This is a genomic window from Enterobacter sp. BIGb0383, assembly GCF_003751845.1.
Classification (GTDB): Bacteria; Pseudomonadota; Gammaproteobacteria; order Enterobacterales; family Enterobacteriaceae; genus BIGb0383.
Map to the genome: position 1 here is coordinate 115,236 of NZ_RJKQ01000006.1, position 26,509 is coordinate 141,744.

Consider the following 26,509-nt stretch of genomic DNA (forward strand, 5'->3'; position numbering starts at 1 on the left):
TCAGCCGCCGCTGTTAATATCCTGCAACAGGATCTTCCCGCGATGCTGACGTCGTTCCCCGACGCAATAGATAAGCAACTCTTATACTTCATAAAAGGGGAAGGTAACAAAATATGACTTTCTGCAGCCATAAAATCACCTTGTCGCCGGGATAAAAATGACCTCAGGCAGACGGAATCCCTGCAACAATAAAATATCCAGCGGGTTTTGCCATTCCGCGGCGTCCAGCAGGTAATTCAGGGGTAAACCATCCTGTGCCGTCCAGGTCAGACGATACCGGTTAAGCCCCTGCGGCGTGACCTTTGCCTGCGCCAGCAGACGGATAAATCCCCACTGCCCTGGCAGGTCGCTATACAATCGCGCGCCGGCCCTGGCGCTGTTCCACATCAGAGAGGTTCCCGGCTGATACGTCTCCCCCGGCCAGTGAATGTCCCGCCAGAAAGGCATCTGGTTGGCGTAATCCAGCCGCTGCCCGTCAATAAACAGCCGGGTACTCACCACATCGCGAGCGGTTTCGGGCTGCAGACGAAATTTCACGCCAGTAGTCTCGCTGAACAGCGTCATTCCGATCCGGTTAAGCCGGTTCAGGGCCGTCAGAAACGCGGGGCTGACCGTCAGTCCTGGCGGTAATGTTTTTGCGACCTGCCAGCGGTTGCCCCTGAATTCCAGCACGCCCTGTAAATTATCGCGGATAAAAAAGGCAAGATGACCGATGTCGGGACGGATAAACTCGCCAATCTCTGCCAGATTCGCGTCGGCACCGGCGCTGCTGAAGGGATATTTGCCGTCAAAACGTCGGTGCCAGAGGGTCACGATCTCTTCCTGCCACCGGCTATTCATCCTGCCGATCCCTTGCTGCATCACGTCCTGCCATGCGTAGCCGAACGGGGCGATAAAAAGCGCATTCCCGGCCGGGCTCAGTTTTCCGCCCAGCTGATTGCGTATTCGTTCCGGCAGTTCAGCGGCGCTGTTGTTCAGCTGCGTCCCTTTAAATATGGACGTTGCCAGCGCCCGGGCCCGACCCGAGGCCGCATCAATATTGCGCATCTGGTCACGAAGCCGTGCGGCCTGGGAGATCCACTGCCGGAGCGTGATGCCATTATCTCCCGGGAGCGGACGCCCTTTCTCCATGGCCACCAGCCCACCAAACACCGGCTCCAGCAAAGTATGCACCTGACCCCGGGTTTCATCCGGGCTGCCCGCCAGTCCCTGCCAGCTTAGCTCGTGCATCAGCGCGATCAGGGGCGAACGGTTCGGATCGGCCAGACCTGCCAGTTGTTCCGTGCGGCTTTGGGGAGCAGTCCAGGTTATCTGGTTAAGCATCTGCTGCCAGGCGGCCGCATATTCCGTGAAATATCGCGATCTAAGGCGGCTACGCATCGCTTCAGGACTCAATTCCCCCTGCTGTGGACCCAGGACCCAGGCGGTCTGCTCCTGAATAGCCTGAACCTGTTGCTCAATCGCCGGACGCACCTGCTCTTCCCAGGCGGCGCGGGTGAATTCCCCTGGGACGGTGGCCGTTGATTGATAAAAACCGTTCAGGTCAGCATCTCCGCTCAGCTGGCTCAGTGACATATCGGCATGGTGGCGACGGGCCTGGTCAACGATCGCCTGCCAGCGCTTCGCTTCCGCCCGGGGCCCCTTCATCTCTTCCACCAGCACCAGGCGCGCCTGAGAAACCAACGCCTTATCAGGAGTGATACGCAGCACCGGATAATCGTGCAGCCGTGCGGCAAACCAGGCCAGCTGCGATAGCGGAAGCTGTGGCAGGACGACTTTCAGCTGTCCGGTCAGAAAGCGCCGTGCCGCTTCATCCCCGGTGCGTTCCGGCATGGATAGCATCAGCAGCGCTTTAAGACGATCATAGCGGGTTGTCGGGTCCATGGAGGGTGAGACAAGCTGATGCTCAAGCGCACGTCGGGCCGGTAAGGCTATCCGGGCGCTGGCCAGACGGAGATATTCCGGCCACAGAAGCGGCGGCAGCCGGTCTGAAATATCCATCCCGAAGCGACGATACCAGGGGGTTCCCGTGTGCTGCTGGTCGATCAGCGCCTGCAAATGAGCCTGGACGGCCTCCAACTGTGGGTCAGAGGCTGTGGAAGTGATAAGCAGTGCCTGCGTCTGGCGCAAAAGGCTAAAATTGCTGGCACCTGAAACGATCGTCCCCATCCCCCACAGCGCCAGCAATGCCCACAGACACCAGAGCAGCACCGTGCGGATATCGGTGGTGATATTTTTCCCCGGCAGGCCTTCGCAGTGCCCGGTAATTCCACGCCAGATAGCGCCCATGCGCTGCTGATACAGAAAGTCAGTCTCGTTCTTAACCAGCGATGAGGTAAAGAGCATCCCGTGCAGCCGGAGAGGCGTCGCTTCATCACTGAAAGCACGGAAGAAGGCCACCAGACGGGCCACACCCTCTTCTTTCAGCCGGGATGAGAGGCGCAGCAGATAATCCTGGCGGGGATTGTGGGCCAGGCTCTGCATGCCGGGGGGAATCAGGCGGCTGGCGAGCGTGTTCAATGATGCCGCCAGCGTATCGGTACTGAACGCCGTATCCGATAATGCCGCCACCAGGGGATGCTGAGCCAGGTCCTGCGGCCAGAGGGATGTCGTGACCTCCAGCCGGTAAAAAGGCGGCTGCCAGCGCAGTTCGTCCTGCATTGACCACAGCCCGCGCTGCAGGGTATCGGTGTCGACCGCAGACAGGACCGTATCGTCCGCCGCATAAATCAGCGCATCAACGGGCCTGCGCCCGCGCAGGGCTCTCAGCGCGTTGAGGTCGTGACGATTGCCCCCCGACGCCATATCCCCGCCCCACAGTAGCACCGCGCCACCACAGCGTAGCCAACCCTGCGAGGTCAGGCCGGGCGCTATCTGCTCCACCTGCGAAGGCCTGCCCGTCAATAGAAGCCATGAACGGTGGCGTTTCCAGCCCCAGCGGCTCTCACGCTGCAGGTGGTGTCTGAGATCGCTGAGGTTGATCAGAGAAGGCGGCAGGGTTTCACGATCGTCCTGCGATAACGGGGGTGCGGTAATTCCCTGCTGGTCAAGTTTTTGCGGCGCGCTGCGCCGTATCCACAGCACAATCAGCAGGCCGATAAGCAGCAGCACGTTGACGACAATAAGCCATCCCTCCAGGGAAGGCGATCCCAGTTCCCGGGCCAGTGAATGGGGCATCCAGTTATCACGCAGCAACCAGAGCAGGCTTCCGGCAAGCAGGGTCACGATTAATCCGACCATCTGTCACCTCCGGGTATAACCTGCTGCAGCCAGCACTGACCCTGGTACATGGAGAGAAGCAAGGTGGGTGACAGGGACTGTGCGGCGAGCGTCAGCTGGACTGCGGTTCGCGCACAGCCGGGATGACCCAGGGCGCTATCCACATCAAACAGAGCAGGACAGGCGGTCATCTGTTCCGCACGCAGCAACTGTAATTTTTCCGTCTGCGGCGTCGGCAGAAGCGTGTGGCTGACATGGGGTATTTTTCCGGCCGGAAGCTGTTGTTGAAACATCAGCACCATCGCCTCAGACAAATGCGCAAAGGGCGTCATCAGGGATCGAGGCAGGTGGCTGGCCGGGGTAAGCTTATGGGCGTGGCAGAATGCCGGAGAGGCCAGCAGCAAACTGGCTATCTCCTCGCTGGCTTCCGGTCTGCCGTCCAGCTCGGTAAAAATCAGGCAGGTCGGTCCCTGCGGCGCACAATCGCTTGCCGCCAGCAGCCAGCCCGGGAGTCCCTCCTTATCCAGCGGCTGAAGCTCTGCCAGAGGCAGCTCCAGCCTTTTTGCTTCCTTCTCAATGGCTTCCTGCCAGAGGGTGGCCTCGCCCTCCGGACACTGAAAATAAAGATTCACCGGCCCGGGCAGCGCGTGCTGCCGGAGGTAAGCCGACACGGGGTCAAGTACAGGGGAAAGCAGTGAGGCACAGCGTGTCCATGCCAGCATCCCCTCAAGAGCCTCAAACGTCAGGCGATTATTTTGATTAAGGGGGACGATACCACCGGCAATGAGCCTCGCCCCCTGCTGCTCGGGAACCGTATGGCGTGCGCTTATCAGTACGCAGCTTCCCTGATTTGCCCAGCGCTGCCACTGGCGGCGGCGAACCGCAAGGGCCCCATTACGGGCGTGTATGCGAAAAACAGTCAACTCGTAGGCAGAAAGTCTGACGCCAAAGAGCAGAAGCCAGACAAGAAAAGGGCCGCCGCAGGCCACGTTGAGCAGATGACGCTTATCCTGGAGCTCCGTCTCTGGCAGGATAAAGATCGCCAGCATAAATCCCATAACCAGAATAACCAGCAGTCCGCCGCCCCACGGCCACACGCGGGGGAAAGCCGGGCGCGGCGTATCGTCCATGACAGGTATTGTCCAGTTCACGTTTTACTCCTCTCCCGCCTGACTCAGGCTGGCAAGCAGACTGCAGCCACATTCGGTTTTAAACTGGTGTAACGCAGCCTGTCGCCCGCCGATCATAATCCGCGTGCTGCCGGGCAGAATGGCGTTCACGCCATGCCCCGGCATCGGACAGCTCACTTTATCGTCCACCAGCGCCACGTTTTTTCCATACACTTGCGGACCGGAGGCCGTTATCACCTTCCCGCCGTGATCGGTCCCGTCACCGAGACGTATAAATGCGCGCATAGCGCCTCCTTTCTGTCTGTTATGGGTAATACTGGTTTTTTTATTCGAACCGTTAAGGCGTGTGGTTACCGTGCTTTTTTATATTCAAAGGTTCCGTCCCAGTCGGGAAGTTTTTCTGGTGGTAATGGGACGATTTTATCAATATCGGGAAATCGGGCTGAAGGGTTACGGTCAATTTCTTTCTCTATTAAAGAGTAACGACGAACTCGTTCTGGATCTTTATCGACAGATAGAAAATCATAACTATGTTCAGGCGATGGTGCATTGAATGCACCGACTAATCTTAAAGCAGAGTAAGTATTCCCATTCTTCACACCTAGCTGATAATATTTTATTGCTTTCGAATAATCTTTTATTTTTAACAAGTGAAACCATCCAGCCAACCAGTCTGCGGCTTCTCCATTCCCCTGGTTTGCGGAACAATCCAGCATCGCCTCACCAATTTTCGGATTGAATACCGGATTCTTTTTAAAATGAACCCTAAGTGTTTTAGGCTCGGTATAGTCCTCAAACTGTTCAGTCAGAAACAGCTGGCCCAGATAGTTCTGCGCCTCCGGACTACCCAGATCGGCGGCTTTACGAAAATAAGCTAATGCCGCGGTTTTATCCCTTTTAACACCATAGCCGGTTTGAAGGTAATGCCCCATTAAATGGTAGCCTGCGGGAATATTTTTCTGCATCATACGTTCAGTAATCGTGATCGCTTCCTCCTGAGCAGATTTTCCCTTGAGCGGTGTAGCAAGTCTTCGAGCAAGCATATTTTGCAAATTGATCATTGCTTTATAGTGGTCTTTTCCTGCCGCCTGACGGTAAAGATTCGCTATCTTATCAAAATTTTTCTCGCCCGCTGCTTTTTGCATATTACGGGCTTCTCGGAACCAGAGGTCGCTCTGAGGATCCAGAGGGGGAAGATGCTCGTTTTCTGTTGAACAGCTAAATGACAGGGTTATATCCTTCGGTTCCGACGCTTTTTCATTATTGCAGCCGGTTAAAGCCCATATGATTGCGACGGCACAGAGATACCGTATTCGATAATTCATTAGCTCTTGCCCTCCTGCGAAACTTTTTTATATTCAAAAGTTCCGTCCCAGTCGGGAAGTTTTTCTGGGGGTAAAGGGACGATTTTATCGATATCGGGAAATCGGGCTGAAGGGTTACGGTCAATTTCTTTTTCTATTAAAGAGTAACGACGAACTCGTTCTGGATCTTTTTCAACTCCGAGGTAAGTTCCTCTGTTATTTGACTTGGGAGCATTAAACGTCGATTTTAATGTTAATGCAGATAGAACGCTACCATTTTTAACTCCTTGCTGATAGTAATGTAATCCATTCGGATAATCATATTTTAACACACTAAACCAAATGGCAAGTTTATATGCTGCATCACCATTCCCTTGGTTTATGGAACAATCCAGCATCGCCTCACCAACTTTCGGATTGAAAACAGGATTCTTTTTAAAATGAACCCTAAGCGTTTTAGGCTCGGTATAATCTTCAAACTGTTCAGTCAGAAAAAGTTGGCCCAGATAGTTCTGCGCCTCCGGGTTACCCAGATCGGCGGCTTTACGAAAATAGGCTAATGCCGCAGTTTTATCCCTTTTAACACCATAGCCGATTTCAAGATAATGTCCCATAAGATAATAACCAGCGGGAATATTAATCTGCATCATACGCTCAGTAATCGCGATCACCTCCTCCTGAGGGGATTTACCTTTTACTGGCGTAGCAAGCCTTCGGGACAGAATATTCTGAAGATTAATCATCGCCTTATAGTGGTCTTTCTCGGTTGCCTGTCGGTAAAGATTCGCAATCACATCAAAATTTTTCTCGCCCGCTGCTTTTTGCATACTGCGAGCAAGACTAAACCAGATCTCAGCCTGGGGATCGAGAGGGGGGAGATGATCCGTTTCTTTTATACAGCTAAATGACAGAGTAATATCCTGCATATCGTGTCCTTTTTCGTTATCGCAGCCAGTTAAATGTAATATGGAAATTATTGTGATAATATACTTTGACAGGTATTCCATTAATCCTTGTCCTCTAAGGATATGCTATTATCGATAAAATTAATAATTGATGCCTTCAACTCACCACCATTTAATGAGGCCCAAATGGCAGTGTTCTTCGCCAATAAATCATTCCACTCCTTATAAATGCCACGAAAATCATCCCCAGTACACCCCTCACCATTATTCGTATGCAACCCCCACAACTCATTCCGCATCTTTTTAACAATATTCCCCTGATCCGTATCCTGAAGCGCAATCGCAATTTCACTGTCAAACGCCATACTTCTCAGGTTTATATTTGCCGAGCCCTGGATCAGAAAAATATCATCAATCATCATTAGTTTACTGTGGACATAGGTACGTAACCGCGACCCCTGCGGGGAGTCGGGGCAGACCAGAGTGCAGATATGCGCTTTGAGTCCGGGAATATCCTGGATATCGATCTTGCTGGCTTCCCACTGGTCATCTTTATTGTTGGGGTCCTGATTATGCACCATGGCGGTATAATCGGGCATCCGGTCGCCACGGCCCAGCATATCTAACATTTCCCAGGTGCGTAGCCCGCCAGTCACCACGTCCGGATCGGTGGTGCTGTTGGTGACGACAAACAGATAGAGATAACCATGCTCTTCAGGATTAACCCCGGCGCAGATCAGGTCTTTGGCTCTTTTTAATATCTGTTCCGCCAGCTCGGTAAAACGGAAGTACTGGTTTTCAATATAAATATAGTGTCGGGTTCTGTTTACGCTCTCCATATACGCCTTCAGAATATCGTAGGCTTTGTACTGTGGCTGTGTCCGGCATATTTTCCCCATCACGGGCGTTAGCGTAAAGTTAAACGCGCCGTCGCCAAGTCGGTTTTTAATTGCGGCAAGACGTTTCGCCGTGGGGATAAACAGATCTTTTTTTATCGATGCGCGAGTTTCCGTCAAGGATATAAGCTGTAAGGGCTGGTAATCCAGCTCGGCTTTATCCCACGCCTGAACAAAATTATCATTCAGGTGTTTTAATACCTCACCATAAACACAGGAAGAGATATCCTGCCATCCGGTATAACCATCCCGGCCCTGATCCGGTGCTGCGCTATAGCCTCTCTGCCAGGGGTGTTTTTGAGTATCCCAGTATTGTGACAGCATATTGTGGCCCATAACAAATCCGACGGCTAATTCCGGATCTTCATAGTCAATTAAAATCATTTTTTGATGGTGCGTGCCGCCATGCTCAAGCGCCATTTTTCGCGTCAGGGAAGAGTCGCGGTTAACCTTATAAGGCAGCTCATCTAACCGGTAGCCTAATGAAGCCATATCCATGGTACGGGAAAGTACCCTTAAGCCTTTAATATCATACCTACCGGCGCGAAAATGCCATTTCTTATCGAATTCGTACTGTTCGGCGGTTTCGTAATCGAGTTTGTTACCTTTGGCGCTTAAATTCCATATCGTTTCTCCCTTCCTTTGTGCCACCGAGCCCCATGCACCCCAGCCGGGAAAACTGGGGCCTGCAAAATTCTGCGCCGTGCCGCTAAACCAGACTAAGAGACGGACCTGCACGCCCCGGTTTGCGGCCTCTTCCAGCAGTTCGCCCACCATTTTATGTGGCCCCTGTCCTCCGCGGGTTAAATACATTGATGCCTGAAAGCCCCAGGTAATGATATCAATGCTTTTCGTCGCGCTTTCAATGGCTTTGGCAATCACGGCGAACGTGTGTTCACCACAAATCAAAGGTGCATAGGCGGCTCTGCAGAGCGGATATTCCCCCTTTTCCGGTATCCACTGTGGCGTGAGGATGATTTCACGCGTCAGGCCCGGCACGGCAGTACAGATTTGCTCTGAAGGTTTGATGTTACTCATCGCGATTATCCTTATCTTCCATTGGGTTCAGGAACCCGTGGAATACATCCATTATTCGGGCACCCAGATCGTCCGCATCCTGAGTCACCCCCGGATCCACCGCACGGAATCCCCGGCGTGCGGTGACATTTTCTGACTTTTCTTCCTCTTCATTGATCATGTTAATGGCGTATTTTTCGCCGCTCACTAACTCAACCTGATACTTACTGGTTGGGATTTGATGGTCGATCTCAATCGTTCCATCCGCGTCCGTCAGGCCTTTTTGCACGACCGCACCATTAGCCATCAGCGTGTAGGGTTCGAAGGCGCGAGGTTTAGTGGCACTCTGCGGTGTGCCGCCGATCAAAAAGCGCAGCTTTTGTTTTGGTACGCTCTGGGGCCAGCTCTGATGGCTGAGATCCATCTTATCTCCCCCGGTTACCACCCAGTTGGCGGCCTTCACCGTCTGGTTGCCAGGACTGCCATACTCTATCTGCCCTCCCTTCATTCGAATAAAGGCCCCGCCGCAGGTCAGCAGCAGCTCCTCTTTTGCCGCCACGATGGTTTTGCCTCCGTGGCTGGTCAGGGTCAGGTCTTTCAGAGAGGAGAGGTGCATCTCATCGCTCTGCGCCTGTAATTCCACTTTCCCTTTTGCCGCAAACAGTTTTATCCCGGCTTCGCGGGCGAACAGGCTGATGGCTTTCCCCGCCGCCAGGGTGATGTGCTTCAGTACCGAGAAGTCGGCCTGATGACCGGCCGTGAAGGCCAGATTATCTCCGGCGTTTAACTGAACCGTTTTCGGCGTGGTCAGGGCAATACCCGCCGGGGCGCTAAGCAGCAACCCCGCCTGCTTTAGTTCATCCAGCCTCTGCGTCAGCAGGGCTTTTTGTTCCGCCAGATCGGCCAGCTCCGCTTTTGCCACCGAGGCGGCCTCATGCAGTGACTCCGCAAGGGCCACCGCATCCTGCAGCTGCCGCTTTGCTTCCTGCATATCCCGCTGCTGACCCTGCGCCTGGGCCCGACCATCCGCCGTAATCAGCAGCCCTTTCTGCGCCCGTATCGCCCCCCAGCTGTCCGTGCGCAGCTCAAATCCTTCCCCGCGCATCTTTCTTTCGCGATCCACCAGATGACCGAGGCTGACCTGACTCTTGCCCCCGTGCTCCGTGGAAATCTTGATATGCTCCTGACCCCGGTAATCGTCGAGGCGGATTTTGTTATTGGCCGGGGTCCGCAGGACGTTGCGTTTATAGTTGCGGATGGTGACGTGGTCCGGGTGAGCAGAGTCGTGCAGGACTCCGGCGATATAGGGCCGGTCCGGGTTGCCGTCTTCAAAACCTATCGCCACCTCGGTGCCCGCCAGCAGGGGCAGATGCAGGCCGTACGTATCCCCCGCGTAGGGGCGGGACTGACGAACCCACAGGCTTTCATATCCCGTATCCCAGGCCTCCCGGTCAAACAGCATATTTACCCGGTAGCGCCCGTCCCGGTCGATATGCCCGTAGGTGTCGTTGATCTGGGTACTGGTGACGCGGGCCGGTAATGTTCCGGCCATCAGGGGACGCGTGGGCGGCTCCGGGCGATAACCGTAGTCCGGATTGTCAGGGATGGCCTCAAACCGCGCTTCAAAGCTGCTGTCCCGCCGTGCCCGGCTAACCAGAGCTGTAATGGCCACGCCCCGGCTAAACGCCTCCGTCACTTCCTCGCCCCCGGTCACTTTCAGCACCTGCCCGGGAGAAAGCGTGGCGCAGGTGACGATACCGGACAGCACCGTCTGGCGGTTGAGGCAGCGCTCATGGCGCAGACGAGCATAAAACGCTCCGGACTCCGGAGCCGGATGACGCTCGTACCGGTTCCCCGGCGTCAGGTAGTTCTCGGCAAAATGGTACGCCTCGCCGTAGGTAGTTGTGTCGCCCCGGGTGATGTCGATCTGCTGATCCATCTCATCCTGCGCCTGACGGTAGTTGTAGTCGCGGGTACTGACCTGTTTCTCAACGACCTGGTAGCGGCTTTCCATCTCCCGGACCGATTCCACGCCCCCGTCAAGCTGCCCCGACGGCGGGACGGACGGCAGCACGCGCCCCCGTTCGTATCCTTCCCGGCTGTCGTAAAACTCGACCACGTCAATATGCAGACGTGTGTCGGTAGTGAAACGAAACCAGATCCCCGTCTCCCCGAGCAGACGGGTGATAAATCGCAGGTCGTCTTCGCCATACTGCATCACCTGTTCACGACGGGGGTATTCCCGGGTGAGGGAGAACAGAAAATCCTGGCCGCGCATACCGTGACGTTCCCGGAGGATTTTCTCGACGATTTGCGCAACGGACATATCCTGGTAGATAGCGTTCTGGTGAGAACGGCTCAGCAATGCCATACGCGGCTGCAGAGTCAGGGCATAGTGGGTTTCATCTTTTGAGGTACTGAATCGCTCAAATCCGGTCACCACGCCCTGGATAACCCGAAGCGGCTTCTGAACGGCGATGCCATAGCCCTGGTCCAGCGGAGCCTGGAGTGTCAGGGAGGCGGATTTCATCAGCATCAGCTCACGAGTGAGATGATGGTTACTGCAGGTAAATTCAATACGGTAGCTGAACGGTCTACTCAGGCTTTCTTCACCTTCGAAGGCCAGTACATCCAGCGAGGCATCACAGCCTTTGACGGCCAGCAGATGATGGCTGTGACTGTAACGAACGGGGGGATGATTACTCATATCTCAATTCCTTTTGTAAAAGGCCGGGCTCCCTGTACAGCGAACAGATAAACCCCTGCCCGTTGTGTTATTTAACCGCTTCCGCCTGCGTCTGCAGCGCGTAGCGGGCGAGTAACTGCCTGAGCATTAACTCGCTCTGCCTCTTTTGCGCTTCTGCTGATCCATTCTCCGGACGACTCTCCGCCAGCAAACGCAGGGATTCTTCTACCGGCGGATGTTGATTAAAGGCCTGGGTCACCGCAAAGACGTCCGACTTCAGTTCGCTGACGGTCATGTATTTGCCGCGCTTTTCATCCAGGCTGTTCAGGCGATCCGCCAGTTTCTGCAGTCGGGTCATCCCGTTGTGCCAGCTATTCAGGGACGCCGGTGCCAGGGCTGACGCCGCGATCTGCTGCTGCCATGCTTTATGCATCTGCGCGACGGCGGGATCCTCCGGCAGGATAGCCTGCGTCTGTGAAACCAGCCGTTGCCCGTAGCGCAATGGCCAGTCCGGCGGCAGCGACATCAGCCAGGCCAGCTGTTCCCCGGTGCGCTCGACCAGTCGGGCGTCCCGGCTGGACGCCTGGCGAAGCGCGGTTAACTGTTCCGCAGAGAGGGACGGCGGCAGCGGCGTCAGGGATGCCGCCAGCTGCTGCTGTGCCGGGGAAGAGGCATACAGCCCTTTCCAGCCCCAGAGCAGGAGTCCACCGACGATAAGTGCGCTGCCTGCGCCAGCAATAAAGGCTCTCGCCCTGCCCCGCTCTGCGGGCGGAGTGACAACGGCGACCTGGACCGGTGGCTCCTGACGCACGACAAAAACCAGCCGCGCCGCTTCCGTTGCGCTTTGTGCAGGTATGACCTTCATCGCCTGTTCGGGCAGCGGGGTAGCCGCTTCCGAACTGGCATCGTGCGGCATATTTTCCTGCCGGGTAATGGCCTGGTCGACCTGTTGCTGCAGCACATCCAGACGGCAGGCCTGCTTTAGCTCGTGCCGGGCCAGGGTTTCCGTAAGCGCCGCCAGGCTTTTTTCGGTCTGATAAAGCAGGGGCAGATCGTCCCGATCGTTAAGGGGCAGCCTGCGGAACGCATTCTGCAGCCGCTGGTGCAGCGCGGTGAGGATCTCCACCCGCGCCGGGGTACTTCCCGGCCACATCATCGGCCACTGGTACATGGTCAGGGCATTAATCAGCGCCAGCCCTTCGTTGACCCCCGCCAGACCGGCAATATGCGTTCGCGCCAGGGTATACCAGGCCGCCGTTTGCAGATCGACGCCGTTATGTTCAAACAGGGCGAGGCAGAGCTGCCCGGCGGATTTCCAGTCCACGTCCGGGCGCGCAGGGTGGGACAGCTTCATCAGTTCATCGCGCAGGGCGATATAATCGGGGAGTGCACGAGGGTCGTCGCCAACCCGCAGATGTTTATCCTTTTTCACAGGGTTTGTTCCGTCAAAGAGTAAAAAGTAAGGAGGGAGGATTAATAAACCGGTCGATTCGACATCAGCTGCTGTTGCCTGAGGTGGCGTAGCAACACTTTGCCCTCCGGCATAAATTCGGTACCGTAGCGCACAAGGCCGACTCCTTTTAGTTCGGCATCAATCGCGTAACGTAGTTTGCCGGGCTGGGTTTGCTCCAGCAGCGCCACGGACACTTTTTTCAGCCGCGGTTCATATTTCAACAGCACGGCTGAAAAGATGTCCATTAACTGGTGGGCGGTTCCGGGCATGCCCTGCAGGATTTTGGTCATATCCGGCAGGCCGTAGTCAGGGAGATGCGCCAGCGAACCGGCGCGACAATTCAGGATCTGCTGCATATTATCGAGCACGGAGAGGATCACCTGGTTCTCTTCACTGACCTGGTCCAGGTCGAGTCCCCCCGAGAAGTTGCCGTAAAGCATTTCATAAAGCGACGGTTGTTTCATTTCACTTCTCCTCTGACGGCAGAAGCGTCAGGCTATGGTTGCTCGCCTCAATAACCCGGGCCTTGTCAGGATCGAGATCGTCCCGCGAGAGCACCACCCGCCAGGTGTTATTCACCTGGTCCGGTGAGATAAACATCCCGGCAACGGCAACGTATTGCGCATTTTTGTCCATCGGCATATCTACGGTAACCGCCCCGCCCGGCTGTAAACGGATATCTTTTTCCGCCAGCAGATCCGCTTTTATCGCCTGGCTATCATCGGCGAACAGGGACGGATAATCGGTGCTGTCGAAACCGGTCCTCTCTTTCAGCTGATAAACCCGTATCACCGTGGAGAGAGCAATACCGCCCGCGTTGTTATTGATGGCTTCACGGGCATGAATATCAAGATGCAGGGTTTTTACCTGCTTATAAAAAAGGGATTGGGTCATCGCGACCGTTCCCTCCGTGACTTTCTGGGTCAGGCCACAGCCTGCCAGCAGTATTGCGATACCCGATGCCAGAGCAAGTCGGGTACCTCTACCAGTGATAATCTCCATTTTCATCGGTCTCCCTGCGGTGAATATTTTCCTGAACACGCTCATAGCGCCCCAGATTAATGGTTATTGTTTTCGCGAATTGCGCCGGGTTAGCCGCATTAAGCGGACGCATGATCGCCGTGCGCCCCAGCTGAGCATGGCCTGCACCTGGCGTGCTGTTGAGCGTGGCATCCGGCAGGAGATGCCGCGCCACGCAGAGCTGCAGCCGGACATCGAGTCGGGAACCCAGATAGACGTGTAGCAGGGCCATTAAATCGCTATGAAGATCGCCACCCGGCAGCCATCCCTGAACCTCCTCCGGACAGGCGGTGGTCAGCTGCATCAGGACCTGGCTATTGACGTCCGTGGCATAGGCGCCCATCACCGGCCCGCCTTCAAGGGTGGTCGGCTGACGAACCTGCATCGTCAGCGCCTTTTTCAGCGGCACGCGGCGTTTGTCATGGTGCCAGATTTTTGCCTGCGTCCCCGGAGCCAGCAGCCGCACCAGAGACGCCATCCCTTCCGCCGTCCGCCCCGGCAGCAGCATCACCGGCAGCAGGGCCAGAAAGCGGGATACCGGCGTGGCAATATTTTCGGCACAGCCCTCAATACCCAGGCCGACCAGCCCCAGCAGATACCGGGAGGTTTCATCTTTCCCACCCTCCCTGAAGGTCGCGGGATAAGAGTACTTGCGCCAGATGCGATAGTACTGGGCGATCAGGCGGTGGTTGAAGATATCGAGGAAGTCAGTCGTGGCCTCAACGCCTTCCCGACGCTGGGTAATATCATCGATATAGTGCGTCGGCAGCGGCGACTCGACCCCGTACAATCCCATAAATGTCACCCGGACGGTGGGCGGCAGATGGGGATACTCAGAGGCTTCCAGGTCTTTCAGTTCAGAGGCCGGAAACCCCATTCCCGGATGGGGACGAAAGCGGACCGGTTCGTGGCGTACCTGCCAGCTGCTGCCGATCACGGCGCTGTCGGGTTCGCACTGCTCCAGCAGCTGACAGAAGCGGTAAAAATTGACCGACGACAGCCGGTCACCCAGCTGCGCCATCAGCCGGGCAGACGCGGGGAGTGATTCTCTTTCCACCGGATGCATTTTCCTTCTGGCTGAACAATCAGGGTGAGCTGGTTAAACTGGTTCATATCGGCATAGAGGGCAAAGAAGCGGTTAAGCAGTTCACCAAACAGGAAGATATCCCCTTCCCCGGTGAAACCCTGGCCGTCGAGCGTGACCTCAATATCCAGCCCGCGAAGCAAAAACCCCCTTTCAAAACGCTGGATACGGTGGTGCTCCACGCGCTGTATCGCATCAAGTCGGCGATTATTCAGCTCATCCTCCTGCCAGTTATAGAGCGCCAGCGTCCCACGCAGCACCTCAGCGCTGCTCATCATATTGAGAAAGCCGGAGCCAAGATGGCTCAGCACGCGCCAGTGGAAGCGGTCTTCAACGGGGGGGTAAACCGGCAGCGTCGGCTTGCAGAGGTTTCTTACCGTCATGCTGGTCTGCACCACCTGCTCACAGCGGTCGAGCAGCGTGCTCTGCAGCGCCCGGCGAGGTAACTGCCCGTTGGTACCGGTGATTTGCAGCGAGACGGTCTCCCGGGCGAAGGTGCGATCCTCTTCCCAGTGCAATCCGCCCAGAATGAGCCAGGTGTCGTGCAACCCGCTCACGCCGCGCTTTACGCGCGTATGGTAGTAACGCGGCGGCGCATGCCGGCGCATCATGCCGCCTTTGTGACGAAAACTGCTGAACGGCACGTACTCCGCATCATGGGTGCGATTTGAGCCGCTCACGGCATCCACGGAGTAGATCTCCGTATGCCCGTCCTGGAGACGTTTTGGTCGCAGCAGGTATTCACTCTCCAGCCCGGACAGCGTCAGCGGATCGGCTTCCAGCGTGAACAGATTGACCACCGGCACACAGTGCAGACGGAGGGCATCATCTGTCATCGGCAGTTCCGACGGCCACTGCTGATTAAAGACCACCTCAATATCAAAGTACCCGGTTCCGGCAGGCAGGGTGATGCCTTCCAGGCCATGAAGATGGACGAACATAAACTTGTCGCGGAAGGTAAAGTACTCCAGCAGCAGCTGATAACCGCTGAAAGCCGTGTCGCCCTTCGGCCAAAGGCCATCCTCTTCCCCGAATCCACCCGGCGAGAACCGGCCATCCAGCCGGATACGGTCATGCTGTCCGGGCAAACGCAGATAGAGCCCGGCCTGACGACGGGTCAGCATCAGGTGCAGTTGAGTGCTCACCGGTGCCTCAGCACCCAGATAGAGGCTCAGGCGGCTGAGGTCGGCCTGCAACCAGTCAGCCTGCTCGCTGCAGGCAAAGCGGATCCTCAGCAGGGAACGGCCGTCCGGCTCCGTGGTCATGGTGATCCCGGCGACGGCAAGCGGATTAAGCATCATCTCGCGGGTGGTGCGATAGCGGCAGACGGTATTCTTCGGCCCGACCGGTCGGGAGTAGACCTCCAGCCCGGGAGCGACCTTTTCGGCCATTTTCATCGCCTGCAGCGCGGGCGAGAACGCGACGATGGAGAGTGACGGAATGGTGCGCAGATAGTGCGGCCAGAGCATGCTGACGACGCCCTCCGTCAGCTCCGGCAGATCGTCATCAATTTTTTCCCGCAGCCGCCCCATCGAGAACGCAAAGCCCTCAAAGAGGCGCTCGACAAACGGGTCCGGCGTTCCGGCTTTATCCAGATCTAGCAGGGCGGCCCGGTCGGGATGGGTCTCGGCAAACTCCTTTCCGGCTTCCCGAAGGTAACGCATTTCAGCGTCGTAATAACGCAGGGTTAAATCTTCCATGTTTTGATAGGTTCCGATTTATAACGTTAGCCGCACAGCACGGCCGCACGCGCCGGATCGAGCGTAATCAGCCCGGCAAGGAGTTGTTCCATCACGGGATTCAGCCGAGCTTTATCCGCTTCGCTTCTCCCGGCTTTGATGCGCAGCAGTTTCAAATGCCGGGCCAGCACTTCAAACAGCAGCCCCGGCTCCCACTGCCCCAGCGTAACGTCCTCTGCCTGCTCGCCCAGTTCGGCAAGCAGATGGACAGCGAGATCATTCTTGCCGTACTGCTCGGCTACCCGGGCCATCAGCAGCCGCAGCAGCCATTTCTGCCGCGCAGAGTGAATACCGGGACGGCTCTGCAGCCAGATCAGCGCCGCTTCGATACCTTCCCCGTCCGCGAGCGCCAAGGCTTCCGGCTCCAGCTGCAGGATGTCGTCGCTGTGGTCGGCAGGGGACGCAACGGCCATTTTGCCGCCCCACTCGCCCGCCGACGCCATCACCTCCTGGCGTATCCAGGTCTGGGTCACTTCATCCGCAAACGGCGTGCCGTCGCTAAACGCCAGACCTTCGAGGCCGATCAGGCGGTTAAGCAGCCCCTTGAGATCGGCGATAATCATGGCGGCCAGGACGTCCTGACCGGATTTAAGCAACGCCTGGTGGATATACCACTGGAGATCGAGCCAGAGATGATTTGCCCCGCGAGAGAAGGCGCTGTCGGCCTGCTCCAGAATTTCGCTCCAGCTCTGCTGCAGGTAGAGTCGTTTAAGCAGCGACCGCTGATCGGCCCTCGGCGGTTCGATGCGGGTCCGCCCTGCCGCATCCGGCGCAGGAATGTTGTGCAGGGTGTCATGGCGCAGGCTCTTCATCAGATGGTGTGCCGCCAGCCAGCCATCGGGCTGTTCCCGCAGGTATGCGGTAAGCGTGCGCGCCTGGGTCAGTAAATCCTGTCCGGAGGTGATACGGCTCAGTTCCGGCACCTCGTTGCGAACCACGGGCCCGCCGTCGCCGACGTTCTGTGGCACCACCGCATCCACGCCGCCCGCTTTGATCAAACGCGATTCCAGGGCGCTGTAAAGTCCTCCGAGCGCCGGACGCGTGTCGTCCGGCTCAGGGTCGGTGATACCGGCAATCAGCAGCAGCGCCCCCGTGGTACGCAGGGCATCTTCCCGGACTACTTCCGGATAGAGGGAGAGGCTGTCCATCATTCGCGAACCCGCCAGCCACTCCAGCGCGGCTTTACGGCTGCGGCCGCGCTGAGGATGCAGCTGAGAACCAAATCGCTCCAGTAATCCACCCAGCAGCGCTAAACCATCCGCCAGGCCCCGCTCGCCCTCCCGGTGCAGCTTCGCCCAGCAGTAGTAGGTTGCTACGCGAATATCCTTGGCCGTGGAGGTCAGCAGTTTCTCTGCCAGCTGGCAGATAAGCTCCGTGTCAGCGCCGGAGAGCTTATTCACCTCTTCCCGCATCTGCTGAAAGTCGTCGTCGTAGCCAGGGTCTTCCCCTACCGGCGAACTCCCGGGAACGGGCAGCAGCCAGTTCTCCCACAGGGTGATACGTTCACGGCTCTGTTGTAGCAATGTCTCACGCTCTGCCTGACAGGCGCTGAGCAGTACATTCAATGAGGACATCAGTCAATCTCCTGGGTATCAGCATCATCTATGTCCGTCCGGGACGGTGAGGTATCCACGCTAAAAATAGTCTCCGGCAGGCGAAAATTGCGCAGTTTTAGCAGCACCAGCGGCCCTTCTCCCGCCTCCGTGCGCAGGGTGTAATTGAGGGCGCGTCCGTCCTGCGCTTTCCAGCTCAGGCTGTAGCTGCTGTTTACACCCGGGTACGCGCTGACCGAGGCGCTGTCCAGCAGGCGTATCCATCCCCAGGCACCGGGCATATCCGCATACTGGCGAGTACCGGCCTGGCTGCTGATCCAGCTCAGACTCGCCCCCGGCGCTTCGGTATCCGCAGGCCAGGTGAAACGCTTCCACTGCGGCATCTGGTTAACGTACGTCAGTTTCTGGCTGTCGATAATCATTCCGGTCTGCATCACGCCCGCCGAGGTACCCGGCCGCAGTTCAAAATTCATTCCGGCATTGCCCTGAGTAAACGCCACATCCGAGATATGGCTCAGGGTATTCATCGCCTGCAAAAACGCCGGGTTAAAGGTCAGCCCCTGCGCGTTAATGCTGTCCGGTACCCAGTGGCTGCCTTCCCGGTGCAGAACGCCGTTAAGCCGCGTCTGCAGGAACTGCGTGATGCGCCCGCCGTCGGCGTTGAGGTATTTCGCCAGCAGGGGCAGAGAGACATCGCTGCTGGCATTGCTGAACGGGTAACGGCCGCCAAAGGCGCTGTTCCATTCGCTAAGCACGGCCTGCCGCCACTGGGCATTAAGGCTGTCCGCCGCCGGCGTAAGAACCTGCTGCCAGGCCTGTTCCATCGGCAGGACAAAGATCATCCGGCCAAAGCCGCTCCACTCCTGGCCCAGCCCGGCAGCCACCAGGCTGCCGTAGTCCCGGGTTTCGGTCAGGTCGACGGCGTTGCCCTGGAACACGGTCTGCGCCAGGGTCCGGGTCATCGCCTGCGGATCCGCAGCGTTAGTGACCTGCTGCAGACGCAGACGCACCTGGGTCACCCGCGTCAGGTAAGACTGCAGGCTCTGGGACTGGGTACCGGCACGGTTTTTATCGAGCAGGGCCAGCACCGGACCAAAAGTGGCATCCAGCGGCCCCTGAACGCCGGCGCTCTGGTCAATGGCATCCTGGCTCTCCCTGCCGAGCAGGTTCTTTGCCGACTTAACCAGCGAGTCCGCGATGGCCCCGCCCGTCTGGCCGGTACGTCCCTGCACGTTAAGGGTATTCATCAGAGCGACCAGCGGAGACTGGCGCACATCCGCCATCAGGATTAGCTGGTCAATGGAGTCGGACAGCGTGGCGGTGCGGTTCCAGCGCAGGCTGTTAAGAAACGCCAGCCATGCCCCGCCAAAGTCCGCAAAATAGCGCCCGGTCAGCCGCTGCTGCAGCGCTTCCGGGGAGCCTTCCTGCTGCGGCTGTTGCTGGCTGTCCGTCAGTACCCAGTCCATTTCATCCCGGCGCTCTTTTACCACTCTGGCAATCGCGGGCTGGACCGCCTGCTCCCACGCCTGACGGGTGAACATCCCCGGCACCACCTCCGTGGTACTGAACAGCCGGGGCGCATCGGTGTCCCCGGTCATATCGCTCAGCTGCATATCTCTGTAGAGATGCGCCACCTGCGCGAGCATTTTCTGATAGAGCGTCGATTCGCTGTTGCGGACCCCCATCAGGTTGATCAGCAGGGATCGCGTCTGGCCGATCCGGCTTTCGTCCGCCGGTAAGCGCCACCCCGGATGCGCCGCCAGCGCTGCGCCGTAGAACGACAGCAGCGAGGGCGCCATCCCCTGCCAGAGGCTATTTTTGACGTCTTCACGCTGCGGCCACTGAGCGACAAGCGTGGTGCTGAACCAGGCGGCATTCATATGTTCAGGACGCGTCAGCATCAGATAGAGCTTCAGCTGCTCGTAAGCCGCTTTCGCCCGCTGCTCGCGCAGCGGGCTGCCCGGCGGGAGCGTCGTAAAAGCGTTCAGGCGGATCAGAAGATGACCGGCGGCGGCATCGCGCAGAAGAGGCTGCGCCGAGGCGCGATAACGCGGCCACAGGGCATTAAGCTGGGCGCTGTTCTGGCTCAGCCCGGCGCGTTCATACCAGGGAACCCCGTGCTGAGAACGGTACTGCAGGCGGGCCAGCGTTTTCTGCAGCGCCGCCAGAGCCTGCAGACGTTCGGCTAACGGCTGCTGCTGCGCCGAGGCCAGAGTTGCCTGGCGCTGAGACTCCGCAATCATGCTGCGATTGTTGATAAAGGAGAGCACTATCCAGCCTGCACACAGGCCCATCAGGACCGCAGCCGTCGGGGCCATAGCCCGACGCCAGGGCACGCCCGGCCGACGCGGGCGAAGCCCGGACGGCAGCGCGCGGACGGACAGGGGCAGGATATCCCAGCGTTTATCCATCCCCCAGCGATGCTGCCCGCTGCGTTCGGTCCCGGCAGTCACCTGGCTGAACACCACGCCCGCCAGCGGCAGCGGCCGGTATGGGTTACGCATCACAGACAGCGGCTCCGCCACGCTACCAGGCTCGCGAATCAGCTGGTCGGCCAGCGTCAGCAGGAAGCGATCCCGCGTTGAGCCGCACAGCTGCTCGATCCCCGGGGCCAGCAGCGCCGACGACAGCGCCTGGAGACGAGCGATTAACTCATCAACATGCTTTTCACCGGCCAAAAGACAGCCCGTGGCCTGGGATAATCGCCCCTGCGGCTCTCCGGCCCGGGGATGCAGGGACCAGACATACAGCGGCAGCTGCCAGCCCAGCGCGTCCATTTTGCTGCTGATAGCGTGGGCAATCCGGTCCACCATGCTCTCAGAGGGAACCGGCTGCGGCTGCGACAGTTCTGGCGCGGCAAGCCTGTCGAAGGCCGAGGTCACCCAGACCAGCCCGTCCGCAGGACGACGGCGCAGCGTGCGCAGCGCGGCCAGCCAGGGGTCGTTTTCCGGGGGGTTGAAATCACCGCCCCAGAGTAAAAGGGTGGCTTTATCTTCTTGCCAGAGTTGGGTGGTGAGGCCGGGAAGCAATGACTCCACGTCGTCCGGAGAGCCGGCGATAAGGAGGATACGGATTTTTTGGTACCAGAAACGACCATAGAGGTGGCGCAGAGTCTGACGAATTTCATCAACTGAAGGTAACTGGCTGACGGCCGGGGGCGCCTGTAACTCTTTATTCTCTGTCCCAGAAAGAATGTTTTCTGGTCGATAGGATACATGTGCTTTTTTGTACTGATGCCGCTGTAGAAAAAAAAACATGACGGCAAGAATCAGCAAAAAGGAAAAAAAAACGCCCCAGACCGTCCATGCTATGTGTTTTGTTATTTGTCTGGCAGAGAGTTCATCCTGCCAGATAAAGATAAGCAAAGCACAAATGCCCGCCAGAGCAATGACGAGTATCATATATCCGGTTATGCTATAATGATTCTTCCGTAATGACACATCCTTGGTCATAAAAATAGCTCCCGGGTAATAAAACATATTGAATAATTATTTTTCGCATCGACGAATATAATCAACTGATTTTCGTTGGTAAATTTAACGGCATCGGTCAAAAGAGAAATCGCTACCGGAAACATTAGAGGACCAGGTGGTCCGAATGAGTGGTCGAGGGAAATGAAAGGATGTCTTTCAGGTAATGGCCACTGTTTTAATGTTAAGTGCTGAATCAATCGTACTCGTTCATCATTATCCATACCTGATAACCAAACATAACGCATTTTCGTCGTTTCCAGACGATTATATTCAACCAACATATCCAGCGCGTCGGGCAGGGAATTTGAAGAGAGTAACCGTCCCACACCGGCAATCACAGGAAATACCGCCCTGCTGGTGAAATGCTCCGAAACGATCAGCTGCGCAGTGATAAATTCGCTGTATTGCTCTGCCTGGCTCCCCCCCCAGTCTTGCACGCAAAGTAGCAGAATCAGCCCACTCTGTTCATTGTTATCATCGGCACAAAATGATTCTTTTGTGTTTGTACACTCAGGAAAGAGATCCCATCGATTATAAACAGCCTGTTCAATGACTCCTGTCTGATATCTCGCCGAATATTGAATCTCAATCTTCCCGAGATGATGACGATAGCCGGGACATTGCTTTTCCGTTTCCCGATCGATATAGGCCAGGCGCTTTTCCAGCGTGGATAATTCAGTAAATAATGCTCGCGCTTTTGCCGGATAAGCCGGAACATCTGCAGGTTCTCCCAGCAGGGATAAAACACCGTTTTCCTCCGGAGTCAGTACGACATTACTTACCACAATCTGTTGCTTTCTGCTCCAGCGCTGCCACAGTTGTTTGGTTCTCTTCGTTTCCGCACTCCATAGCAGGAGAGCATTAATAGAGCGTTGATAGCGATAAAATACCCCTCCAAAAAAACACAACCAGAGCAATATTGCAGGCAACAGGCCATACAGTAAAATCTGACCATAACTTGTCGAGTTTCCGGGATAAATCGCGAGTAACACACCTGCCAGCGACATCGCCAGCAAAATGATACTCCAGCGCTTATAATCCGGAGAAGACATGACAGCCTTTACAGGAATATTCGGGATAGGCCAGGACATGTTCAGGACTCAATCATGCTGTGAGTCTGTGAACTGATTATTCTACAGCCACATTCACACAGACAAGCATGTACTACAACCGAGACACCATTTTCAAAGGCACGAGGATCTCCCTCAATGATGCGGTTAGGACCATGGATAGGGCAGGATATTATATCTCCAGCCAATGCCACCTGAAGACCATTAATAAACATCGAAGATGAAGCAGATATAATCTTACCGCCATGCGTCGTCGCATCGCCAAGGCAAGCCAGTGCAGGCATAACATTTACCTCTTTAAGTAGTTATGAGCGTTAAATATGTGGAAGTGAAAAAAATAACATCTATTTTATTATCTAAATCATGAAGAAGTATAAACCATGAAAACACTGACATCAGCTCGCAATCATTCCGCAACAGGCCGCATCCGAACTGTCCGGGTAATGGCATTCCAAAAGATGAGCAACTCCTCTTGATTATAATCAGCAGGTGGAATATTCACATTACCTTCATTACTCAGACTGATATTAACCCAAGGGCTTTTATTGCTACCGCGTTTTTCATTAGCATACAAATCAAATATATAAACAGGGTAATCATTATTAGGTTTAGGACCGGTTATTAACATTTCACTTGCCTTCAGGAGGTTTATCTCACGACTCCCTTTATGTATTATCCTTGCATTAACTCCAGACAAAGCCTCACCAATGTCTTCTGCTCGCTCCAGTATACCTTCTTCATCACATTGAAAGTTATTAGTATTTACCTCTACATCAAAGCCTGGCAGGTTTTCGCTGGAAAATAAATGAGTGATATCTTCCTGCTCGCTATCATTTAAACGCCTTTCAATAAAGGCATTAGCAATACAACTTCCCGATTCATTTGGAATTTCGTCTTTACCCCGACCTCTTATTCGGGAGAACAATTCCCTAAGTTTTTCAAGATCGCCAGGAATGTAATTTGTTTCACCACCTCGCCTTTCGCGATCCTTTTGATAGCGAGGGGCCAAATCATTTATACTTTCCTTTTGTAGTTTAATAGCCACACCATTTGAATAAAGATAGGCTTCAAGCGTACGAACCGAGTCATTGGAGTTAACATCCAGATTCCTTTCAAAAACAACCCCTTTCATATCAGCTGATAACGGCCAAGTTTTTTTCAAGAATGGCATATTGAGGGGATTATCAGTTCGGGTTTCACGCAATTCCTGCTCTCGTCTTTTGAGCATTTGTTCAAACGCCGGGTAGTACATACGCTTACTGGTGATATAGGTTTTATAAGTGCGATCTGGCCAGTTGATAACGGCAATCCAACTATCTTTTTCCAGCGGTTCTGTTCCTGTAGATAGAGAGAAAGATACAGGCAAATCAAATAAATAGCGCCCTACACAGTGCGTTTTCATTTCGCTCAATAATTCTTTCACATGAGCCGTTTCTGTTGCTACAGGATTGGCCTGTAACGTTCGGGTTAACACTATGCTTACCAAGGCCAGGCCAAGAAATAAACCAACCCATAATAATTTTACGCGCATACCTCCTCCTTCCTGCCATCCAGTCCTATCCTTTAACGTAAAATATTCTTACAGCAGCAATAATCCTCTTCATTTTTTACATCTCTTAACTGGACAATCTCAGTATGCGCCGGGCCGCATTCTTAACGTATCAGTGATTGTCTGCCATACACTTATCGCTTCATTTTCGGATAGTAATCCGTTCCCCTCAAGACCTCTTTGGACAAAGCTGACCGACAGCCGGGGAGTTGTTGGCCCCGCTGTTTTTTCATGAATATTCACTGCAAAACGAAATGCTTTCTCGCCGATCCCGTCACCTGTATTACCTTCAGCCAGCCACTGTTCCGCATATAACCCGTTTATATTACGTTCCCCATTATCAAGCGTGCGCCCTTCTGCTTCGCTGATTTTTTGCTTCATCAGCACACTCCTTTCCAGCAGTGAACTTCCCGGGCGACTGACGTTATCTGTATCAAAACTGATTTTTAACATCGGATAACCTGAAGGTTTATAAATAACATCAATACTTTCTTCCTGCTCTTCTTGACCATCAGCAATAAAAATTTCCGGCAGACAAAAACCTGGTACTACTGGAATATCCGTTTCTTTTTTACCCGAAATCCGTGTTAGCAGATTTATAAGTTCAGCCAGCCTTTGAGGTACATTATTGCCATATAACTCCGGAATACTTTGCCTGTCATCATTGTATCGTGAAGACAATCCATTTCTTGATTTAAACTCAATTTCAACTGCAACCCCATTTGTATATAAGTGAGCTTCAAGAACACGCGCAGAGTCCGGCCGCGATTGACTATCATTCCTTTCAAATATCACCCCTTCCATTCCCACCGGTAGGGAATATACTTTTTTAAGAAATGGTAAATCCAGCGCATTTAGCGTCTTCTCTTCTTTTAACGCAGCCTCTCGCAGTCGCACTTTTTGCTCAAATGCCGGTCGGTAAATCCGTTTATAGCGGACAGGTGATTTATTGATAAATGCCATCACATTAGCGGGGTCGGTAGTAAAAGTATCCGGCAGGTCAATCGCATAGCGGCCAATACAGCGAGGCTTCATTTCCTGTAAAAAATGCTCCACGTTTACACGCTCCTTATTATTTAGTGTTATCTGTGGGGGAAGAAAACTGTACCAGCACCAGCCGGCAAAACCGGCTGCCAGTAGCACGGCAACGGCAAGTGTTTTTTTGAGCTTCATATGCGCGCCTTTTAACTGGATTTAATTTTTTGGGTAATCTTTACCAGCGCCCGTAGGGTAAATTCCTGTGCCAGCGGGCTTTGATAGGCAGGCTCATGGCCAACTGATACCTGATAACGCGCCTTTAACCGATTCTCAGGGATACGACCGGAACGTACCGGTACCGTACCGTCTCCCCCTTCTTCTGCTGGCAGGATCTGGTAAGTCTGTTTTATGCCTTTGGCCCATCCTCCTTCAGACAAGGGACTGGCTATGGTCCGTATCTCCTGACGTTCGCTTTTATCCACAATTCGTCCCTGGCTGGCATCCCTGGAGCGGTGGCGGTTTATCCACTCGTCAACTGGCGGCGTCTTTGCCTGCCAGCAGACATCACCATAAGAGGTTAATGCCTTATCTGCACTATAAAAAGAGTAGGTATTAGAATGATATTTACCTGATAGGGATTCAATAAAAATGGCCACATCTTCTTTTATTATTGTCGCAAATGACAACCAGTCATTATTTAGCGCTTGTTGTGTATAGCTTTTCCCCGGATTAATAAGCGAATCATCACATAAACCCCACCACTTATCTCGCTGGAGGTAGATATCTTCATAAGGATTATTATCAGGATAAGAGTATGTATATTTTCCATCGATAATTTTTAGCCAGTGGCTGCCATATTCACGTCCAGGCAGAAGCTGTAGTGGTCCCGGTGACTGCGACAGGACCGCCGTCATAGCCCAGGAATCAGCGCCCAACACTTGAGAAGCAAACCACCCCTTTACATCTCCTTGTGGGTTTTCTGTACCCGCCTTCATTCTCCGATAGGTGGCCGCGGCCCCGAGAGACGGCATCACGCCATGCACCACACCCAACACATTTTTTTCACCGTCCATATTTTGAGTATAGTGACGTGCAACCAGGCCGCCCATAGAGTGGGTAATGAGTATCACCTTTTCACACTTACGCCCCTTTTCCCTGTAAAACTTAATGGTTTCGTCGATTTTATTACCCAAGTCTTTCGCAGAGTCAGCATTCGACTGTAGCCAGTTATAACCGACCGCAAAAACCGGATAAATATAGCGGTAACTTAAATCTATCTCCTCCTTACTTAAGGTCACATCGCCCATTTCCGTTTCCATTACTGAATCCATTAAACGGTAACGCTCTCCGTTTTTATACTCGTCGAAGTCATTCAGACAGCACTGCAACCAATCCAGAAAGGTCGCATAACTGGTAAAGGCTACGGATCCCCA

At 54.9% G+C, this 26,509-nt stretch carries 19 protein-coding genes; all 19 read right to left on the minus strand.

From position 1 onward, the window contains the following. Positions 1-135 precede the first annotated feature (135 nt). Complete coding sequence (locus EDF81_RS22205) at positions 136-3,240, minus strand: ImcF-related family protein (protein ID WP_123350339.1); 3,105 nt, start codon at positions 3,238-3,240, stop codon at positions 136-138. Beyond that, positions 3,228-4,370: a hypothetical protein gene (locus EDF81_RS22210; RefSeq protein ID WP_148049951.1), complete on the minus strand. Its 1,143-nt coding sequence runs from the start codon at positions 4,368-4,370 to the stop codon at positions 3,228-3,230. The genes EDF81_RS22205 and EDF81_RS22210 overlap by 13 nt, the downstream gene beginning before the upstream one ends. 3 nt (positions 4,371-4,373) lie before the next feature. Further along, entirely contained in the window at positions 4,374-4,634 is a 261-nt protein-coding gene (locus EDF81_RS22215; RefSeq protein ID WP_123350341.1) for a PAAR domain-containing protein, read from the minus strand. A gap of 65 nt (positions 4,635-4,699) precedes the next feature. Next, the gene (locus tag EDF81_RS22220) at positions 4,700-5,674 is read right to left on the minus strand and encodes a DUF6396 domain-containing protein (protein ID WP_123350342.1); all 975 of its coding nucleotides are present in this window, start codon (positions 5,672-5,674) and stop codon (positions 4,700-4,702) included. Further along, a complete protein-coding gene (locus tag EDF81_RS22225) occupies positions 5,674-6,579 on the minus strand; it encodes a DUF6396 domain-containing protein (RefSeq protein WP_123350360.1) in 906 nt (301 codons plus the stop codon). The genes EDF81_RS22220 and EDF81_RS22225 overlap by 1 nt, the downstream gene beginning before the upstream one ends. Positions 6,580-6,659: 80 nt before the next feature. Continuing rightward, a complete protein-coding gene (locus EDF81_RS22230) occupies positions 6,660-8,492 on the minus strand; it encodes a phospholipase D-like domain-containing protein (RefSeq protein ID WP_123350343.1) in 1,833 nt (610 codons plus the stop codon). Beyond that, entirely contained in the window at positions 8,485-11,178 is a 2,694-nt protein-coding gene (locus EDF81_RS22235; protein WP_123350344.1) for a type VI secretion system Vgr family protein, read from the minus strand. Before EDF81_RS22235 ends, EDF81_RS22230 begins: the two co-directional genes overlap by 8 nt. A gap of 67 nt (positions 11,179-11,245) precedes the next feature. Then, positions 11,246-12,589, minus strand: coding sequence for a VasL domain-containing protein (locus EDF81_RS22240; RefSeq protein WP_260232764.1), 1,344 nt, complete (start codon positions 12,587-12,589; stop codon positions 11,246-11,248). A gap of 41 nt (positions 12,590-12,630) precedes the next feature. Beyond that, positions 12,631-13,074, minus strand: a complete 444-nt coding sequence (gene tssE / locus EDF81_RS22245) for a type VI secretion system baseplate subunit TssE (protein ID WP_123350345.1) — start codon at positions 13,072-13,074, stop codon at positions 12,631-12,633. Position 13,075: 1 nt separating this feature from the next. Further along, the gene (gene tssJ / locus EDF81_RS22250) at positions 13,076-13,612 is read right to left on the minus strand and encodes a type VI secretion system lipoprotein TssJ (protein WP_123350361.1); all 537 of its coding nucleotides are present in this window, start codon (positions 13,610-13,612) and stop codon (positions 13,076-13,078) included. Continuing rightward, positions 13,593-14,696 carry a type VI secretion system baseplate subunit TssG gene (tssG, locus tag EDF81_RS22255; protein ID WP_123350346.1) on the minus strand — a complete coding sequence of 368 codons (1,104 nt, stop codon included), beginning with the start codon at positions 14,694-14,696 and terminating at the stop codon, positions 13,593-13,595. Before tssG ends, tssJ begins: the two co-directional genes overlap by 20 nt. After that, positions 14,651-16,414 carry a type VI secretion system baseplate subunit TssF gene (tssF, locus tag EDF81_RS22260; RefSeq protein ID WP_123350347.1) on the minus strand — a complete coding sequence of 588 codons (1,764 nt, stop codon included), beginning with the start codon at positions 16,412-16,414 and terminating at the stop codon, positions 14,651-14,653. Before tssF ends, tssG begins: the two co-directional genes overlap by 46 nt. A 26-nt stretch (positions 16,415-16,440) precedes the next feature. Continuing rightward, positions 16,441-18,027, minus strand: coding sequence for a type VI secretion system protein TssA (gene tssA, locus EDF81_RS22265; protein WP_123350348.1), 1,587 nt, complete (start codon positions 18,025-18,027; stop codon positions 16,441-16,443). Continuing rightward, positions 18,027-21,458, minus strand: a complete 3,432-nt coding sequence (locus EDF81_RS22270; protein ID WP_404851507.1) for an ImcF-related family protein — start codon at positions 21,456-21,458, stop codon at positions 18,027-18,029. The genes tssA and EDF81_RS22270 overlap by 1 nt, the downstream gene beginning before the upstream one ends. Next, complete coding sequence (locus EDF81_RS22275; RefSeq protein WP_123350350.1) at positions 21,455-22,570, minus strand: hypothetical protein; 1,116 nt, start codon at positions 22,568-22,570, stop codon at positions 21,455-21,457. Before EDF81_RS22275 ends, EDF81_RS22270 begins: the two co-directional genes overlap by 4 nt. Positions 22,571-22,572: 2 nt before the next feature. Further along, entirely contained in the window at positions 22,573-22,833 is a 261-nt protein-coding gene (locus EDF81_RS22280; protein WP_123350351.1) for a PAAR domain-containing protein, read from the minus strand. A gap of 122 nt (positions 22,834-22,955) precedes the next feature. After that, positions 22,956-24,080: a T6SS immunity protein Tli4 family protein gene (locus EDF81_RS22285; protein ID WP_123350352.1), complete on the minus strand. Its 1,125-nt coding sequence runs from the start codon at positions 24,078-24,080 to the stop codon at positions 22,956-22,958. 99 nt (positions 24,081-24,179) lie between these two features. After that, a complete protein-coding gene (locus tag EDF81_RS22290; RefSeq protein ID WP_123350353.1) occupies positions 24,180-25,271 on the minus strand; it encodes a T6SS immunity protein Tli4 family protein in 1,092 nt (363 codons plus the stop codon). 11 nt (positions 25,272-25,282) lie between these two features. After that, a partial coding sequence (locus tag EDF81_RS22295) for a triacylglycerol lipase (protein WP_123362960.1) occupies positions 25,283-26,509 on the minus strand: 1,227 nt, incomplete at its 5' end.

Excerpts from the sequence above, each read along its gene's own strand:
- EDF81_RS22285 (WP_123350352.1), bottom strand. The coding sequence starts at position 24,080 with ATGCGCGTAAAATTATTATGGGTTGGTTTATTTCTTGGCCTGGCCTTG.
- tssJ (WP_123350361.1), bottom strand. The coding sequence starts at position 13,612 with ATGGAGATTATCACTGGTAGAGGTACCCGACTTGCTCTGGCATCGGGT.
- EDF81_RS22225 (WP_123350360.1), bottom strand. The coding sequence starts at position 6,579 with ATGCAGGATATTACTCTGTCATTTAGCTGTATAAAAGAAACGGATCAT.
- EDF81_RS22230 (WP_123350343.1), bottom strand. The coding sequence starts at position 8,492 with ATGAGTAACATCAAACCTTCAGAGCAAATCTGTACTGCCGTGCCGGGC.
- EDF81_RS22280 (WP_123350351.1), bottom strand. The coding sequence starts at position 22,833 with ATGCCTGCACTGGCTTGCCTTGGCGATGCGACGACGCATGGCGGTAAG.
- EDF81_RS22235 (WP_123350344.1), bottom strand. The coding sequence starts at position 11,178 with ATGAGTAATCATCCCCCCGTTCGTTACAGTCACAGCCATCATCTGCTG.
- tssE (WP_123350345.1), bottom strand. The coding sequence starts at position 13,074 with ATGAAACAACCGTCGCTTTATGAAATGCTTTACGGCAACTTCTCGGGG.
- EDF81_RS22290 (WP_123350353.1), bottom strand. The coding sequence starts at position 25,271 with ATGAAGCTCAAAAAAACACTTGCCGTTGCCGTGCTACTGGCAGCCGGT.
- EDF81_RS22205 (WP_123350339.1), bottom strand. The coding sequence starts at position 3,240 with ATGGTCGGATTAATCGTGACCCTGCTTGCCGGAAGCCTGCTCTGGTTG.
- tssG (WP_123350346.1), bottom strand. The coding sequence starts at position 14,696 with ATGCATCCGGTGGAAAGAGAATCACTCCCCGCGTCTGCCCGGCTGATG.
- EDF81_RS22275 (WP_123350350.1), bottom strand. The coding sequence starts at position 22,570 with ATGTCCTGGCCTATCCCGAATATTCCTGTAAAGGCTGTCATGTCTTCT.
- EDF81_RS22270 (WP_404851507.1), bottom strand. The coding sequence starts at position 21,458 with ATGACCAAGGATGTGTCATTACGGAAGAATCATTATAGCATAACCGGA.
- tssF (WP_123350347.1), bottom strand. The coding sequence starts at position 16,414 with ATGGAAGATTTAACCCTGCGTTATTACGACGCTGAAATGCGTTACCTT.
- EDF81_RS22220 (WP_123350342.1), bottom strand. The coding sequence starts at position 5,674 with ATGAATTATCGAATACGGTATCTCTGTGCCGTCGCAATCATATGGGCT.
- EDF81_RS22215 (WP_123350341.1), bottom strand. The coding sequence starts at position 4,634 with ATGCGCGCATTTATACGTCTCGGTGACGGGACCGATCACGGCGGGAAG.
- tssA (WP_123350348.1), bottom strand. The coding sequence starts at position 18,027 with ATGTCCTCATTGAATGTACTGCTCAGCGCCTGTCAGGCAGAGCGTGAG.